The organism is Frankia sp. Hr75.2, from assembly GCF_949319125.1.
GTDB lineage: Bacteria > Actinomycetota > Actinomycetes > Frankiales > Frankiaceae > Parafrankia > Parafrankia soli.
The window spans coordinates 27,511-45,647 of sequence record NZ_CASGGV010000166.1 but is presented as its reverse complement, the minus strand read 5'-3'; the positions used below and the strand labels follow the sequence as shown (position 1 = coordinate 45,647).

The window sequence follows — 18,137 nt, the reverse complement described above, 5'->3', positions numbered from 1 at the left end:
GTCGCATCCGGGCCCCGGGGCCGGTCACGGCACGCCGGAGAGCACGCCGGATCCCACGAACAAGCGGCCCGGGCGGGGCGCGTCGGGCCGGGCTGCCCCGGTTCCGGGGGCCATCGCCCCGGATCGCCACACCCCCTGGGCCAACTGTGCATGCGGATGAGCACCGATATCCGCGGGTCGCGACCGCGTCGTCCGCATTCGTCCGGGAGGCTTGCACGAGTTCCGGTACCGGGCGTACCGGTCCTGGAACGCACGAGACGGGACATCCGCGATGTCCTGTCGCGAGTTCCGACGCCGGCACTCGCCGGCCGGAATCGGGGAGAGATATGACGACGGACTCGGGAACAGCGGATTCGGGAGTGACGGACGCGAGGCAGGCGGACACGCGGCACTCGGACGCCCGGCACGTGGACGCGCGGCACTCGGAGACCCGAGCCGTGGACACCCGGAGCATGACCACGGACGGCGGCATGACCCGCGCGGCCCGGGCCGCGGCCCGGAGCACCGCCCGCGCCGCTGCCGCCGTTGCGGACGCGGCCGCGGCCGGCACCCGCGGCACGGGGGCCAGCGACGCCACCGACGGCGGCCTGGCCGCGAGTGATCCGAACGCCGGCGCGCCCACGGGCCCGGGGGTACCCACCGACGCGGACGCAGCAGCCGAGGCGGTCAGCGCCGCCGAGGCGGAGGCCAGGGCAACCGCCGCCGCGGACGCCGAGCAGCGCGCCGCCACCCTGCGCGAGCGGAACGCGGCGCTGAGCGACCGCTGCCACCGGCTCGTCCGGTTCCTGCACGAGGTGGCCGTCTCCCAGTCCGAACAGGTCGTCGACGTCGACGACAACCCGCTGGTGATCTGGCTCGCCGACCTCCCCGCCGGCCTGTCCCTGTTCGAGCACGCGGGCGCCGGTGAGGTGCTCCTCGAGGCACCCGCCGCGGCGCTGCTGCCGCCGGCCCCACCGCTGCCCGAGATCCTGCGCGGACGGGTGCGGCTGCCGGTGCGTGGCGGCGGCCTCGCCGCGGGCCTGCCCAACCCGGGAATCGTCCTGCACGGCCCGGTGCCACCCGCCGACATCGACCTGACCGCCACGCCGGTACTCGTCTACGACCCCCCGCCCCGCCCGACTCCGGCACCCGCCAAGCCCGCACCCCCGCCTCTCGCCCTACCACCGCAGCCGCAGCAGCCACCGGCACCGGCACCGGACGGATCAGCCGGCGCCGGCAGCGACGGCGCGCAGGCGCCGGCCACCGAGCCGGCCGACGGCGGTGCGGGTAACAGCGAACCGCGCGGTGCCGCCGAACCGCGCGGGGCCGCCGAGACGAGCGGGAAGGCCCCCGGCGACGGGCCGCCCACGAACAGCCCGACCCGCAACGGAGCCGGCACCAGCAACGGCGTCGTCGTGCCGGGCACGACAGACGGTGGCAGCCCCAACGGGATCAGATCGAACGGCGCCAGCCCCAAGGGGGCCGGCTTCAACGGCATCAAGTTCACCGGAATCAGCCCGAACGGCATCAGCTCCAACGGGTCTGGTCACAACGGGTCTGGTCACAACGGCGTCAGCCCGAACGGCGTCAGCCCCGACGGGACCGGGCACACCGCCGCCCCGGGCGAGCCCGGCCACGGCGAGCCGCGGACCGGGGCGGGCCCCGGCGAGGCCGGCAGCAACGAAACCGACGGTAAGGGAACCGACGGCCACGGCGCAGCCGGCCACGGGTCGGACGACAACGAGACCCGCGGCCACGAAGACGGCGACCAGCCGACCGCCAGCCAGCCGACCGGCGGCGAGGCCGGCAGCTCCGGGGCTGCCAGCGTCGAGGACGGCGCCGAGGACGGCATCGAGGACGAGGCCGAGCAGGTACCCGCCGACGTCCAGGCCGCCTTCACGGAGTGGGCGCGGGCCTGGCACGTGTGGAGTGCCCGGGCCCGGGCCGACGCCGACCGGCGTCACCTGCACACCACGCTGTACGGGGTGGCGCAGCGACTGGCCCAGGAGGGCGACACCCTGGAGCTGGTGCTCGCCACCGGCCTGCTCACCTGGTGGCTGCCGCGCCCGGTCCGCCGGCACCTGCTGGTCACCCGGCTGGTGGTCGAGGTCGACCCGATGACGTCCGCCGTCCGGCTGCGGGTGCCGGGAGGCACGTCCACCCGGCTCGAGGACAGCGCGTTCCTCGACGGCGTCCCCGCGTTCCGGCCCGAGCGGACCAACGCGCTGCACGAGCGCCTGCGCTCCCGGGACGCCGCCCCGCTGGGCGCCGACGACGAGCGCCTGCTGCGGGACTGGCTCACCCTCGCCGTCGACGGGACGACCGCCGGGTACCGTCCGGGCTGGCCGCCGCCTGGCCCGGCCGGGCCGAGCGCCGCCGTAACGCTCGCGCCGGCGCTCGTCCTACGCTCGCGCGGGCACGCCGCGCTGCTCAACTACTACGAGCAGATGCTGGACGCGCTGCGCGGCGACGGCCGTCCGCCGCTGGGCCTGGCCCAGCTCGTCGAGACCCTGGACACCTCCGAACGGCTGGCGTGGCTCGCCTCCCGCGACGGCCCCGACCCCGACCCGGGCGCCGGACCGGGCCCGCGCGCGATCACCGCCGCCCCGGGTGAGCGTGGCGCCGGACGGCACCGCGAACCGGCGGAGTCCGGACGTCCCGCGGAGGCCGAGGAGTGGCTCTCGCCGCTGCCGATCAGCCCTGAGCAGGCGCGGGTCATGCGGCGGCTGCGCATGGACAACGGCGTCGTCGTGGAGGGCCCGCCGGGCACCGGCAAGACGCACACCATCGCGAACCTAATCAGCGCGCTGCTGGCCGAGGGCCGCCGGGTCCTGGTGACCAGTCAGAAGGGCCAGGCCCTGCGGGTGCTGCAGGAGAAGCTCCCGCCCGAGCTGCGCCGGCTGTGCGTCTCGCTCACCGACAGCGCCGAGAGCGGCGCGGGCGAGCTCGCCACCAGCGTGAGCGCGCTGGCCGCGCAGAAGGCCGTCTACGACGCCGGGTCGCAGGACGAGCGGATCCGGACGGCGCGCTCACGCCGGGATTCCGCTGTCGCGGAACGCGACCGGATCTCGACCGCGGTCGCGGCCCGGCGAGCGGCGGAGTGGCGCCGCCACGGCACCTACGAGGTCGGGCCGGGCTGGTCGGGCACCCGGGCGGAGATCGCCGCCCGGCTGCGGGACGAGGCCGCCGAGCACGGCTGGATCCCGGTGCCCGTGCCGGGGCCGGAGGGCGGCGGCTGGCCGCGTCCACCGATCACCGACGCGGAGGCCGCCGAGCTCTGGCAGCTGCTGACCACGCCGGACGCCACCCCACCCGGCCGCGCCGCCGCCGACGCGGCGTCCTCCCGGCAGGGCGGGTTCGCCGGGTTCGGCGACACGTCCGCCGCGCCGCCCACCTCGCCGCTCGTGCTCGGCCCGGCGGCGCGCCTGGCCCCACCGGGCCAGCGCACCCCGCTCGGCCAGACCGTGCAACCCGGCCGGACCGAACAGTCCAACCGGGTCACACAGTCCGGTGAGACCGCACGGCCCAGTCGGGCCGGACAGCCCAGTGAGACCGCACGGCCGGGCCAGGCGGTCGACGGCGCCTCGGAGACCGCGGGCGGGCCCGGCGCGCCCAACGGGTCGGCTACCGCGGGTGGCGAATCCACGCCGGCCGAGGAGCCGACGCCGGCGGACGGTTCACGGCCAGCGAACGGCTCAGGACGGGCAGACCGCTCGGGGCAGGCGGAGGGCTTCGGACCGGCCGGCGGATCGACCGGGCTGCTCGGATCCGGCGGCGGGCCTTCGGACCCGCCGACCGTGCCCTCCCCGATCACCTCCGCGCTGGCGCTGTCCGCCCTGCGCGAGCAGCGGGCGTTCGGCCTCCCGCCGGAGCTCGGCGAGCTGCCCACCCGCTCCGAACTGTCCGTCCTCGCGCACATCGAGCGGGTCGCGCTGACAGCCGCGAAGGCCGCTGAGGACGCACTGAGCCGGCAGGCCGTGCTCATGGCGCCCGTGATCGCCGACGCGCTCGCCCGGGCCGGCGACGAGGCGGCGGAACGGATGGCGGCCGGCGCCGACGACGTGCGGCGCGCCCTCGATGCCGTCGGCCGGCGGGCCGTCCGCCAGCAGTGGGTCGCCGACGCCCTCGCCGACGCCTTCGCCGGGCGGGCCGCCGTCCTGTGGACGAAGGTCGCTGCCGCGGCACCCGCGATCGCGGAGGCCAGCCAGGCGGTGGTCGAGCTCGGCCTGCACCGGGTCGAGCTCCCCACCGGCGGCGAGGGTCCGGGCAGCGACCTGACCAGGCTGCTGTCGTCCGCGCTGGCGCTGCGCGAGCACATGGAGGCCGGCGGCTCGCTGCGCCGACTGTTCCGGTCAAAGGCGCAGAAGGACGCCGGTCTGCTCCTTGACGGCACCACCGTCGACGGCGTCACGCCCCGCTCCCCCGAGCTGCTCGATCTGGCCCTGTGCCGGCTGCGGGCCGAGGTGGCCCTCGAGGCCGCCACCCGGGCGTGGTCGCTGCTGGGCGTCGCCCCCGATCCCGCCGTCGAGCTGGAGGTGCGTCTGGCCCGGCTCACCGAGGCCCAGGACGCCGCACGGGCCATCGACGTCGCCGTCGCCGCACGCGACCGGCTCGCGGCGCTGCTCGACGCGCTCGGCGTGGAGACGATCACGCTCGACTCGCCCACGTCCTGCGCGGACGTCGGCGCCGCCGTGAACGCCCATCGGCTGCGACAGTCCGCCACGGTCGCCGGCACCCAGCTGCGGGACCTCACCGCCGACCTCGTCGCGGCGGCCGGCCAGCCCGACGCCGTCCCGGAGCTGGCACTGCTCGCGATCGCGGTCGAGGCGCGCGACCCCGCCGAGTACGTGGCGGCCCTGGAGGCGACGGCGGGCGCGCTCAACGGCCGCGCGCGGGCCCGCCGTCGCGCCGAGCTGCTCGGACGTGTCCGGGAGGCACATCCCCTGCTCGCCGACCTGCTCGCGCTGGGCAACCTCACCGCGGGAAACCCGAACCCGGAATGGGGCGGTCACGGCTCCGCGGCGGGCGGCGCAGGCGGCTGGAACAGCCCGAACGGATTCGCCGCAGGCGCCTTCTCGGCAGGCGGTTTCGCGGCTAGCGGATTCAGCGGGGGCGGATTCGGTACGGCCGGATCCGGTACGGGCGGATTCGGTGCGGGCGGATTCGGCATGACCGGGGTCGGCCTCAACGGCCTCGGGCCGGAGCGGATGGAGTCGTTCGGCCGGGCCTGGTCGCACGCCGTCGCCGCGACCTGGCTGGCCCGCGTCCGCGCCGTCGACCAGACCGACCTCGACGCCGACCTGGACGCCGCCGACGAGCTGGTCGCCTCCGCCACCGCCGAGCTGGCCGGCGCCCTGGCCTGGAAGCACTGCCTGGAGCGGATGGGCACCGAGCAGTCCGCCGCCCTGCGCGCCTACGCCGACGCCATGGCCGCCGGCGGCCGGTTCACCGGACGCCACGCCGAGCGCTACCGGCAGGCGGCCCGGGAGGCCATGCGCATCGCGCAGACCGCCGTCCCGGCCTGGGTGATGCCGATCAGCGAGGTCCTGTCGACCATCCCCGCGGTACGCGACAGCTTCGACGTCGTCATCGTGGACGAGGGCAGTCAGGCCGGCCTGGACAGCCTCTTCCTGCTGTGGCTGGCCCCCCGGGTGATCGTCGTCGGGGACGACCGGCAGTGCACCCCGCCGGACGCGTCCGTCGAGGAGCTCGAACCCGTCTTCACCAGGCTCGACACCCTCCTGCCGGACATCCCGAGCTGGCTTCGGGTGGGCTTCACGCCGCGGTCCAGCCTGTTCTCGCTGCTGCGGACCCGGTTCGGGGACGTCGTCCGGCTGCGCGAGCACTTCCGGTGCATGCCGGAGATCATCGAGTGGTCGTCGGCGATGTTCTACCGGGACGCCCCGCTCGTCCCGCTGCGGCAGTTCGGCGCGGACCGCCTCGCCCCGCTGCGCGCGCAGTTCGTGCCGCACGCCTACACCACCTCGACCCCCGCCGGCCCGCGCAACCCGATCGAGGCCGAGGCGCTGGTCACCCAGGTGCTCAACTGCGCCGAGGACCCGCGCTACCGGGGGCTGAGCTTCGGCATCGTCGTGCTGCAGGGCACCGCGCAGGCGGAGCTGATCCGCTCGGAGCTGTCCGCCCGGATGTCCGCGGCCGAGCAGCTGCGGCGCCACCTGCGGGTGGGCTCGCCTCCGGACTTCCAGGGGGACGAGCGGGACGTGGTCTTCCTGTCGCTCGTGATCGCGCCAGGCACGTCCACCACCTCGCTGACCAGGCTGGAGTACCAGCGCAGGTTCAACGTCGCCGCGTCCCGGGCCCGGGACCAGGTCTGGCTGTTCCACTCGGTCTCCACCGCCGACCTGGACCCGGGCGACCTGCGGCACAGCTACCTCAGCTACGTCCTCGCGCACTCGGTGTCGGCGCCGATGGCGATCATGGCGACCCCGCTCTCGCCGTCCGAGGTGAGCCCGGTGCTGCCGCACCCCAGGTTCGACTCGCTCTTCGAGCAGCGGGTGTTCCTGGCGCTGAGCTCACGCGGATACCACGTCACCCCGCAGGTCGAGATCAACGGCCGGCGGTTCGACCTCGTGGTCTCCGGCGGCCGCGCCCGGCTCGCCGTCGAATGCGACGGCGACGCGACCCGCTCCACCGAGGACGTCGAGCGGGACCTGACCCGCGAACGCGAGCTGCGCCGGGTCGGCTGGCGCATCTGGCGGGTCCGCCGCTCGGAGTTCGAGATCGACCCGGAGGCGGCGCTCGCCCCGCTGTGGCCCCGGCTCGCCGCGGCCGGCATCGCCCCCACCATCCCGGTGGCGCTCGCGCCGCCGGTCTCCGATCAGCCGGATCCGGCGATGCTGGTGACCCAGCTCCTCGCCGCCCCCGCCTACGCGAGCCCCGTACCGCCGGCGCCGGCGGCGCCCGCGGCCGCGGCGGCGTCCGTACCGCCGCCGGCGTCCGTGCCGCCGCCGGCGCCGGCCAGCCCGGCCACGTTCGGTCCGGGCTCGGGGCCAACCCCCCAGAGCGACCCCTCAGCGACAGGTTTCCACGGCTACGCACGCTCGACCGCCACACCGGCGGAGCCGTCGGGTCGGGACGCGGGCAGCTCGGGCACCGCCCAGCCGGGCGGGGGCATCGGCGCGGGCACCGGCACCGCTGGCCTGGGCGAGGCAGGCATCGGCGCCACCGGCCCTGGATCAGGGGGCACCGGCAACGCGGACCGCGGCAACACGGACGTCGGCGACGCGGGCCTCAGCGTCCTCGGGCTGGGTGTCGTGGGCCGGGGCACCCACGGCTCCGGACTCGCGGGCCCGGGCATCACGGGCCACGGGGCCACCGACCCGGACCTCGCTCCCGGGGCCGCGGGAGCCTCCTGGGACCCTCGGACCGACTCGGCCCTGCCCAGCACCGCGCCCCCGGCCCCGGCCGGCTCGACCAGCCCGTCCGGCCCAATCGCGACACCCGGCCCGTCCGGCTCACCCGGTGCGAACGGGGCACCCCTGCTGAGCGGCACACCCGGCTCGGGCCAGGCCGCCGCTGCGGCGGCCTCGGAACCACAGACCCCCGGATCGCGACCGGCCGGAGGCCCGACTCCGAGCACCCAGACCCCGGCCACCCCACCGGCGAACGCGGCCACACCGAGCTCGGCGACCGCGGGATGGCCCACCTCCGGCGGGTCACCGACCGGCTGGGCATCGGTCGGGACCGCCCCGAACGGGTTCCCGGGCGTCCCGCACATCTACCCGGGTCCGGACTCCTGGCCGGGCGTATCGCTCTCGCCCAACGCACCGTCACTGCCTGGCGATGCCGCCTCCCCCGGCGGGAGGACTCCCTCGAGCTCACCCCAGGCCGGCGGACCGGCGCGCCCCAGCGCACCGGAGCCCCTCGACGATCTGACGCGCATCGACTGGACGGCAACCCCCGGTGGATCAGCACCGCCCAACGCGATGCCATCCCCCACCGGCAGCATGCCGCCCGGTGGGACCACGGCACCCGGCGGGACCCCGACACCCGGCGACACCACATCGTCCAGCCGCAGCATGCCGCCCAGCGGGACCACGGCGGCTGGCGGGACCGGCGCGGCGGCCGGAGCATTCGGGCCAGTCGCACCGGACGGGGCGGCCGGCCTCCCGAACGTCCCGCAGAACGGCATGATGGCGGGCTCGTTTCCCCCGGTCGGCGGCATGCCCTCCGTCCACTCCGACCCCGACGAACGTCGCCAGCGCTGGCGCCCCATCCCCCTCTCCGACCAAGAAGGCCTAGACGACGCCTAACTAACCCCGATAAATGCGTGGCGGGTGAATGAGTCCATACGCTCACTCACCCGCCACGCTTGTATTGAGAGGCCTCTCCGGTCAGGCGGCCGGGCCCCGGGTAATGGAGGCGGCCCCGTCGTCGGTGGGGGTTTCCAGAGGCTGGGGCGGCGGGGCGTCGCGCATGCGGTCCCGCTCAGGGGCACGGTCCCGCTCAGGGGCACGGTCCCGGTCAGAAACGTGGTTCTGCTCCGGGAGGCGGGCCTCGTCACCGCCATGGTCACCACCACCGCCATGGTCACCACCGCCATAATGACCACGGTCGACGTCAAGGTCACCGTCACCACCGCGATCCCGGCCAGCATCATGGTCACCGTCACCGCCGCGGCCGGCATCATGGTCATGGTCGCGGTCGGTGTCATGGTCGCGGTCGGTGTCGCCGTCCGTGCCGCCGACGATGCGGGCGAAACCGGCTCGGGGCAGTCGGGCCTTCACCGGTGTGGGCTCGCTGAAGTCCGCGCGCCGGATGCGGCAGTACCCGGATTCCGGGCCGCCCGCCAGCCTGCCGACCCCGAAGTCCGCCGCCGAGGACAGGTAAGCGACCGCGGCCGCCCGGTCCAGCCCGACCTTCGTCTGGAGGAACATCACCGCCGCGCGGGCCGCCCGGCGCAGGGCCTCCCGCGGATCGGGGTCGAATCCCGACGTTATCCACAGCTCGTCGGTCTCGATGAACGGCTCCCGCAGTGAGCCGAGAGCGGCCCGGGCCGCCGCGTCCCGCAGGGTCACCAGGCGGAGGGTGGCTCGCAGCGGACCTTCCAGCGCGGTCGCGCCGATCATGCCGTCGCCGATGGCGTAGTGGGGGTCACCCACGGCGAAGAGCGCGCCCGGTGCCTGGATCGGCAGGTAGAGATGTGAGCCCGGGCCGAGATCACGGCAGTCCAGCGCGCCGCCGTGCCGGCCCACCGAGTCGGAGGCGACCGGGCCGTCGGGGACGTCCGCGGCAACGGTCATGATGCCCAGCGACGGGTTGAGCGGAAAGCGGATTCGGGTGTCGCGGCCGCTCGGCATGGATCCGAAGAGCCGGCCGCGGCGGCGTTCGACCGCGCAGAAGGACGTGTCCGTCCGATATGCCTGCCAGCGCCGGGCGTCGGCGTCGAGGTCGGGTGCCGGGGTCTCGGGAAACTCGCCGGCGAGCAGGCCGGCGCCGTGCCGGGTGGAGATCACGCCGTAGCGGGCGCGCGGGTGCAGTGAGATGACGTCGATCCGCAGCACGTCGCCGGGTTCGGCGCCCCGGACGTACACCGGGCCCGTCACGATGTGCGCGCCGTCGCGGCCGAAGCGGTGCGGTATCCCGGACGCGGCGATCGCCCGCGCGTCCTCGAGCACCTCGGACGGCGCCACGCCGAAACCGCGGAAGAACGTGTCCGGGTCCCGCCCCTGGTCCTCGAGGATCCCTTCCTGGCTGACGGTGTCGATGGTGACGGTCGTGCCGGGGTCGATGCTGAGGACCGGCCGCGTCCGCGCGGTCGGGAGGGCACCCCAGCTGATTGTCTCGGGGGTGGAGGGCAGATAGTGCCGGCCCTCGATCTTTCCTCGTCCGGGTTGCAGGGCCACTCGCGTTCTACCCGTGCCGGCGACCGGCGTAGGCCGGAATCGTCCTGGTCGTCGCTCGGCGCTCCGGATCGGAGGGCGCACCGGCGGACGGGACAGCGGACGACCGGACGGCGACGGCGGCCTCGGTAGGGGCCGGTCGCAGACGGTGGCGGTGGGGGCGCTGCACGCGCGTCAGAGTCGCAGCGCGACATGACGCCGAGATGTCCTGGATGTTGCAGTCGCGGTCCAGCCCTCACTCAGCTCCAGCTCAGCGCCGCGCGTCACCCGGTGAGGAGCCCACGGAAGGGGTACCAGAGGGGCACGCGCCGGTATCCGGCGGCTGCTGTTCGTCACGCGGGCGGGGCCCGACGGCCCCGATCCGGGTCCGGCGGAAGACGTCAGCCAACGTCCAGACACGCACCGGAGACGAGGACCGGCCGACTACCGTGGCTCCACAATGAGCACACGCGGCCAGCCGGACACCGAAAGCACCGACGACACCACCGACCCCGGCAGCACCGGCAGCACCGGCAGCACCGGCAGCGGGCCGACGGTGGCGGAGACCGGTGAGTTCGGGCTGATCCGGGCGATCACCCGACGCCTCCCCGTCGGGGCGGACGTCCTGCTCGGGCCCGGTGACGACGCGGCGGTGGTGGCCGCTCCCGACGGACGGGTGGTCGTCACGACCGACCTGCTCGTCGAGGGCCGGCATTTCCGGCGCGACTGGTCCTCCGCGTACGACACAGGGCGCAAGGCGGCGGCGCAGAACCTCGCCGACGTCGCCGCCATGGGCGCGCGCCCGACCGCCCTGGTGGTGGGTTTCGCCGCGCCCGGCGAGCTGCCCGTCGCCTGGGCCGAGCAGCTCGCCGACGGCCTGCGTGACGAGTGCGCGCTGGTCGGCGCGTCCGTGGCCGGCGGCGACGTCAGCTCGGCCGCCGGGATCGTGCTGGGGATCACCGCGCTCGGCGACCTCGCCGGACGAGCCCCGATCCGCCGGGACGGCGCCCGCCCCGGCGACCGGGTGGTGCTGGCGGGACGGATCGGATGGGCCGAGGCCGGCCTCGCCCTCCTGCGCGCCACCAAGCTCCCCCCCGAGATCCTGCGGGCGCACGCCGAGGTTGTGGACGCGCACCGGCGGCCCCACCCGCCCTACGCGCTCGGCCCGCTGCTCGCGGCGGCGGGGGCGCACGCGATGTGCGACGTGTCGGACGGTCTCCTCGCCGATCTCGGCCATGTCGCGGCGGCCTCCGCCGTGTGGATCGACATCGACCCCACGGCGCTGCCGGTGCCCGGACCGATCCGGGACGCCGCCGCGGTGCTGGGCGCCGATCCGCTGACCTGGGTTCTCACTGGAGGTGACGACCACGCGCTGGTCGCCTGCCTTGCTCCTACCGCCCTGCTCCCGGCCGGCTGCGTCGTCATCGGACGGGTACTGGCCGTCCCCGCCGATGCGGCCTCGGGTTCGGCCGCCCCCACCCATGTGGGCCCGGACGGGACCCGGCCTGATGACCGCGGCGCGGGTCACGGGGTGCTCGTCGGCGGGCTCGACTACCGGCGGGGCACCGGATGGGACCACTTCCGCCAGGCCACCTGAGCCCGCGGGCTCGACAACCCCCGGACACGACGGCGCCCCGACCTCTGGAGAGAGGACGGGGCGCAACGTGTTAGGGCGCCGGCCCGCCAGGTCGCCTCGCGGCGCGATGTCGCACGTAGCGACTCAATTTGGGTCCGGGGGCCATGATACGGACCGGCGCTGTTCACAGTAACGGCCCACACCCCGACCCTGTTCCCGTTCGCTGGATACCCGTCAAACAATCCAGCGCCGCCCACCCGACTCCGTCAGACGGCGGACGGCGGACGGGTTCAGACGGCGGACGGCGTCGTGTGGGTGAGGACGATCGTCCCGATGTCGTCCACGACGCCGGTCCAACCACGGCGGAGCAGGCAGGTCGCCTCGGCGAACTCCACGACGGCCGGGCCGGTCACCGTGTCTCCCCGTCCGAGGGCCGCCCGGGGGATCACGTCGATCTCGTGCCACGCGCCGTCCGTCCAGGCCCGGCGCCGGCCGCGGCGCGCCGTGGGGTCGGGGCGCGGGGCGACCGGTCTCGGTCTGGGCCCGGGCACGGTCACCACCAGGCGGACGGCCACCGTCTCGATCTCGCGGCCCGCCGCGATGTGCCCGTAGCGGCGCAGGTGCTCGGCCTCGAAGGCAGCACGGACGGCGTCGACGAGCCCGCCGGCCCCCGCCGCCCAGCCGCCCGCCGCACCGCTGCCGTCCGCCGCACCACCGCCGCTTGCCGCACCACCGCCGCCCGCGGCCTCGCTGCCGCCGCCCCCGGGCTCCGCCACGTCGATGGTCAGCTCGTGGGACTGCCCCACGTAGCGGCAGTCCAGCCGGTGTTGGAGCACGACCGCGCCCGCGGAATCGTGGCCCCCGGCCAGGCCGGCGCCTGCCGCGAGGTCGGCGCTCGCGACGAGGTCGGCGAACGCGGCCGCCAGGTCGACCTCGCCCAGACGGCCGATCAGCGGGCGGGCGTGGTCACGCCGGACGTCGCCGATCGCCAGGCCCAGCGCGGAGAGGACGCCGGCCGCGAGCGGGACGAGGACCCTGGTCATCCCGAGCTCCTCGGCGAGCGCGCAGGCATGCGTCCCGCCGGCTCCGCCGAAGGCGACCAGCACGAGCTCGCGCGGGTCGAGGCCGCGTTCCACGGAGACGACGCGCAGGGCACGGGTCATCTCGGCGTCCGCGACCGCCACCACCCCGGCGGCGGTCTCGACCGGTGAGAGCCCGAGGGGAGCGCCCAGCGCGCCCAGCGCGGCCTCGGCCGCCGCCCGCGAGAGGGTGACCTCGCCGCCGAGCCCGGCGCCGTCGGCGAGGTATCCGAGGCAGAGGTCGGCGTCGGTCACCGTGGGCCGCGTGCCGCCGCGGCCGTAGCAGGCCGGTCCCGGGTCCGCGCCGGCGGAGCGCGGGCCGACGCGCAGCGCGCCGCCGGCGTCGACCCAGGCGATCGACCCGCCGCCGGCGCTGACCGAGTGGACGTCCACGGTGGGCAGCACGATCGGTACCCCGGCGAGCACCGACTCGGAGGTGGTCAGCGCGCGGCCGTCGAGGACCGGCGCCACGTCGGTGGAGGTGCCGCCCATGTCGAAGGTCAGCAGGTCGCGCACGCCGGACAGGCCGGCCACGTACGCGGCGCCGACCACTCCCCCGGCCGGCCCGGAGAGCACGCAGCGGGCGGCGTGGCCGGCCGCCTCGGCCAGCTCGGTGACCCCGCCCGAGGACTGCATGATCATCGGGACGGTGACGTCCCGGGCGGCGCAGCGCCGCTCGAGCGCCCGCAGATAGGACGACAGCCGCGGGGTCAGGTAGGCGTCGGCGACGGCCGTGGTGAACCGTTCGTACTCGCGGAAGACCGGCAGGACCTCGCTGGAGGCCACCACCGTGACCCCGGGCAGCCGGGCGCGCAGGGCGGCCGCGACGGTGCGTTCGTGGTCGGGGTGGGCGAAGGAGAACAGCAGGCACACGGCGACCGCGTCGAGGCCGGGGACGGCCGCGACCTCCTCGACGACCCGGTCCACCTCGGCGGCCCGCAGCGGCTCGAGCACCCCGTGCGGGCCGCACCGTTCCGCCACGGTGAAGCGCAGCTCGCGCGGGACGAGGGCGGGCGGCCGGTCGAGGGTCAAATCGTAGAGCGACGGCCGGTTCTGCCGGCCGATCTCGATCACGTCCCGGAACCCGCGGGTGGTCACCAGGGCCGTGCGGGCACCGGCCCGCTCCAGCAGCGCGTTCGTGGCGACGGTGGTGCCGTGGGCGAACGTGCCCACGAGTGGTCCGTCCAGCCCCGCGGCGGTGAGGGCGGCGAGCACTCCGTCGGACGGGTCGACGGGCACCGAGGGAACCTTGGCGAACCGCACCGCGCCGTCCGGGTCGACGGCGACCAGGTCGGTGAAGGTGCCGCCGACGTCCACCCCAAGGCGGATCTTGCCGCTTGGACGGACCCGGCCGGCGGATGACTCCTCGTGATCGACCACTCGGCTTTCCACCCCTCTGACGGCTCCCCTGACGTGCTCACTCCCGCGCCCGCCGCCCTCCGGCAGGCAGTCACCCAGAGCGACGGCGCCGGGCCTCCCGATCGGCCGGTGAACGTCGGGCGCGAGCCTGGCACCGGGAGCTCCGGACGGGCGTCACAAGACCTCGCGCTCTGCACCGGACGGCCGACGCGAACCGGGTCCGTGGCCTGACCATTGCTTCTGGTGTCAGGGAAAGCCACCGACGGCCGACGGGCGGCACGGCGGGAACGCCGGCCGACCGATCGACCCGGCCAAATGGTGTCAATTGTGATGTGACGTCCGGCAGGGCACCTCAAGCGGGTCCGTCCACAGCGGGTAACCTGAGCAGACGGTAGCGAAGGGCCTGTGAACAGGCAGAGATGTACACCGTGGATAGAGGCGATTGGCCCCGTGACAGCACCGACGGTACCCGCGTCAGAACCTGACTTCGGCCCCAACGAGTGGTTGGTCTTCGAGATCTACCAGCAGTATCTCGAGGACCCGGAGAGCGTCTCCGCCGAATGGCGTGAGTTCCTCTCCGACTACCGTCCCGCGAACCCGTCCGCCCCGCATGTGGCGGGCACACTGGTCGCCGGCGACGGACAGGCGGCCGCCGCCACCGACCCCGGTTCACCGCGCCCGCCCGTGCCCTCCGCGCCCTCCCCGGCACCGGGGGCGCCCGCAGCCGCGGCGGCTCCGGCGCAGGCCCAGGCCACGGCGCCGGCTGCTGCGCCCGTGGCGAAGCCGGCGGTGGCGAGGCCCGCCGCAGCCGGGGCCCAGACCCCGCTGCGCGGCGCGTCCGCCCGGGTGGTCTCGAACATGGAGACCTCGCTGCACATCCCGACGGCGACCTCCGTGCGCGCCGTGCCGGCGAAGCTGCTGGCCGACAACCGGATCGTCATCAACCGGCATCTCGCCCGGTCCAGCGGCGGCAAGATCTCCTTCACCCATGTCATCGGCTACGCCATGGTCAAGGCGCTGGTCGACCACCCGGCGATGAATGCTTCGTACGCCGAGGTCGGCGGCAAGCCCACCCTGGTGCAGCCCGAGCACGTCAACCTTGGTCTCGCCATCGACCTGGTGACACCCAAGGGCCGCCAGCTCGTCGTCGCCGCCGTGAAGAAGGCCGAGACGCTCGACTTCAGCCAGTTCTGGCTGGCGTACGAGGATCTCGTCCGCCGTGCACGGACGAACAAGCTGACGATGGACGACTTCGCCGGCGTCACGATCAGCCTGACCAACCCCGGCGGCATCGGGACGGTGCACTCCGTCCCGCGGCTCATGGAGGGCCAGGGCACGATCATCGGCGTCGGGGCCATGGAGTACCCGGCCGAGTTCCAGGGCGCGTCGCAGCAGACCCTGTCGAAGCTCGCCATCTCCAAGATCATGACTCTGACCAGCACGTACGACCACCGGATCATCCAGGGCGCGCAGTCCGGAGAGTACCTGCGGCGCATTCACGAGCTGCTGCTCGGCGCCGACGGGTTCTACGACGAGATCTTCCACTCGCTGCGCGTGCCCTACGTCCCGGTGCGCTGGCTGCCCGACATCTCCGCGCACCACGAGGGCGACCTCGACCACGGCGCGCGGGTACTCGAGCTCATCCACGCCTACCGGGTGCGCGGGCACCTGATGGCCGACACGAACCCGCTCGAGTTCGCCATCCGCAGCCACCCCGACCTCGACATCATCGGGCACGGGCTGACCCTGTGGGACCTCGACCGGGAGTTCCCGGTCGGCGGGTTCGCCGGCCAGCGCACGATGTCGCTGCGTGACGTGCTCGGCGTGCTGCGCGACTCGTACTGCCGCCGCGTCGGCATCGAGTACATGCACATCCAGGAGCCCGCGGAGCGCACCTGGATCCAGGCCCGGGTCGAGCGCTCGGCCGAGCGGCCCGACCCGGCCGAGCAGCTCTACGTGCTGGAGCGCCTCGGCGCCGCCGAGGCGTTCGAGTCCTTCCTGCAGACGAAGTACGTCGGCCAGCGCCGGTTCTCCCTCGAGGGCGCCGAGTCGACGATCCCGCTGCTCGACGAGGTCCTCAGCCGGGCGGCGGAGGCCGCCATGGACGAGGTCGTCATCGGCATGGCCCACCGCGGGCGGCTCAACGTGCTGGCGAACATCGTCGGCAAGTCCTACCGGCAGATCTTCGACGAGTTCGAGGGCTACGTCGACCCGCAGACCGCCCACGGCTCGGGAGACGTGAAGTACCACCTGGGTGCCGACGGCGTCTACACCGACCAGGACGGCCGCACCGTCCCCGTGTCGGTGGTGGCGAACCCGTCCCACCTCGAAGCCGTCGACGCGGTGCTCGAGGGCGTGGCCCGCGCCAAGCAGGACGTGCTGGACAAGGGCTTCAGCGGCTACACCGTCCTGCCGGTGCTGATCCACGGTGACGCCGCGTTCGCCGGCCAGGGTGTGGTCGCCGAGACGCTGAACCTCTCCCAGCTGCGCGGCTACCGCACCGGCGGCACCGTGCACGTGGTCATCAACAACCAGGTCGGCTTCACCACGTCGCCGACGTCCAGCCGCTCCTCGGTCTACGCCACCGACGTGGCGCGAATGGTGCAGGCGCCGATCTTCCACGTCAACGGGGACGACCCCGAGGCGTGCGTCCGGGTCGCCACGCTGGCCTTCGCCTACCGGCAGGAGTTCAACAAGGACGTCGTCATCGACCTCGTCTGCTACCGGCGCCGCGGCCACAACGAGATGGACGAGCCGTCCTTCACCCAGCCGCTGATGTACGACACCATCGCCTCCAAGCGCTCGGTGCGCAAGGTCTACACCGAGGCGCTGATCGGCCGTGGGGACATCACCCGCGACGAGGCCGAGCATGCGATGAAGAGCTACCGCGCCGAGTTGGAGAAGGCGTTCGCCGAGACCCGGGAGACCACGACCCGGCCCACGCCGCAGCCACGGATCGTGACCACACCGGCGGAAGCAGCCGCGGCCGCCGCGGTCACCACCGCGGTGTCGCCCGAGGCGGTCAAGAAGGTCGTCGACACCCAGGTCAGCCTGCCGGACGGGTTCGTCATGCACCCGCGCCTGCGCCCGCAGATCGAGCGCCGGGCGCAGATGGTCGAGACCGCCTCCATCGACTGGGCCCTGGCCGAGACCATCGCCTTCGGGACGCTGCTCCTCAACGGCGTCTCGGTGCGGCTCACCGGCCAGGACAGCCGGCGCGGCACGTTCGGCCAGCGGCACTCCGTGCTGGTCGACCGCTACACCGCCGAGGAGCACACCCCGCTGCGCACCCTGCGCGAGGAGGGTGACTCGCAGGTGGGCACCTTCTACACCTACGACTCGCTGCTCTCCGAGTTCGCGGCGATGGGCTTCGAGTACGGCTACTCGGTGGCCCGCTCCGACACCCTGGTGCTGTGGGAGGCGCAGTTCGGCGACTTCGCCAACGGCGCGCAGTCGATCATCGACGAGTTCATCTCGGCCGGTGAGGCCAAGTGGGGCCAGCGCTCGTCGCTGACGCTGCTGCTCCCGCACGGCTACGAGGGTCAGGGCCCCGACCACTCCTCCGCCCGCATCGAGCGCTTCCTCTCACTCTGCGCGGACGGCAACATGACCGTCTCGGCGCCGTCCAGCCCGGCCAGCTACTTCCACCTGCTGCGCCGGCAGGCGTTGTCGCCCGTGCGCCGGCCGCTGATCGTCTTCACACCGAAGTCGATGCTGCGGCTCAAGGCGGCGGCGTCCTCCGTCGAGGAGCTCACCGGCGGTTCCTGGCAGCCGATCATCGACGACGCGGCGGTCAGCGACCCGGCCAGCGTGAAGCGCGTGCTCCTGTCCGCCGGCAAGGTCTACTACGACCTGGCCGCCGCGCGGGTGAAGCGCAACGACGCGCAGCGGTTCGCCCTGCTCCGCGTCGAGCAGCTCTACCCGACCCCCGGGCCGGAGCTCACCGCGCTGCTGCGCCGCTACCCGAACGTGACCGACCTCGTCTGGGTCCAGGAGGAGCCGGCGAACCAGGGCGCCTACCCGCACATGGCCCTGAACCTGCCCGAGTCGCTGCCGGACGGCCTGCGGTTGCGGCGGGTCTCGCGGCGGGCCGCGGCCGCCCCCGCGGGCGGCTCGTCCTCGGTGCACGAGCGCGAGCAGGCCGCGCTGGTCGAAGCGGCCTTCGAGGGCTGATCACCCCGCGGGCACACCCGTGCCCGCTGGCCGCATGCCGGTCAGGAGACATTCGGCGGTGAGCCGGGCCCGCTTGCTCCGGGCCCGGCTCACCGCCGGACCTCGTTGAGGCCGCCGCAGCGTCGGGAC

At 74.6% G+C, this 18,137-nt stretch carries 5 protein-coding genes; 3 read left to right on the top strand and 2 right to left on the bottom strand.

Features of this window, described 5'->3' with window-relative positions; genetic code table 11:
- Positions 1 to 326 precede the first annotated feature (326 nt).
- Positions 327 to 8,252, top strand: a complete 7,926-nt coding sequence (locus AC559T_RS13505; protein ID WP_498868915.1) for a PDDEXK-like endonuclease domain-containing protein — start codon at positions 327 to 329, stop codon at positions 8,250 to 8,252.
- A gap of 81 nt (positions 8,253 to 8,333) precedes the next feature.
- Here AC559T_RS13505 and AC559T_RS13500 read toward each other — a convergent pair whose 3' ends face one another.
- Positions 8,334 to 9,845, bottom strand: coding sequence for an acetamidase/formamidase family protein (locus AC559T_RS13500; protein ID WP_498868914.1), 1,512 nt, complete (start codon positions 9,843 to 9,845; stop codon positions 8,334 to 8,336).
- Positions 9,846 to 10,281: 436 nt separating this feature from the next.
- Here AC559T_RS13500 and AC559T_RS13495 point away from each other — a divergent pair, with 436 nt between their 5' ends.
- Positions 10,282 to 11,418, top strand: a complete 1,137-nt coding sequence (locus AC559T_RS13495) for a thiamine-phosphate kinase (RefSeq protein WP_498868913.1) — start codon at positions 10,282 to 10,284, stop codon at positions 11,416 to 11,418.
- Between the two features lie 269 nt (positions 11,419 to 11,687).
- Here AC559T_RS13495 and AC559T_RS13490 read toward each other — a convergent pair whose 3' ends face one another.
- A complete protein-coding gene (locus AC559T_RS13490) occupies positions 11,688 to 13,856 on the bottom strand; it encodes a hydantoinase/oxoprolinase family protein (RefSeq protein ID WP_498868912.1) in 2,169 nt (722 codons plus the stop codon).
- Between the two features lie 429 nt (positions 13,857 to 14,285).
- Between AC559T_RS13490 and AC559T_RS13485 the strand changes: the two genes are divergently transcribed.
- The gene (locus AC559T_RS13485) at positions 14,286 to 18,008 is read left to right on the top strand and encodes a multifunctional oxoglutarate decarboxylase/oxoglutarate dehydrogenase thiamine pyrophosphate-binding subunit/dihydrolipoyllysine-residue succinyltransferase subunit (protein ID WP_112107913.1); all 3,723 of its coding nucleotides are present in this window, start codon (positions 14,286 to 14,288) and stop codon (positions 18,006 to 18,008) included.
- Positions 18,009 to 18,137 lie beyond the last annotated feature (129 nt).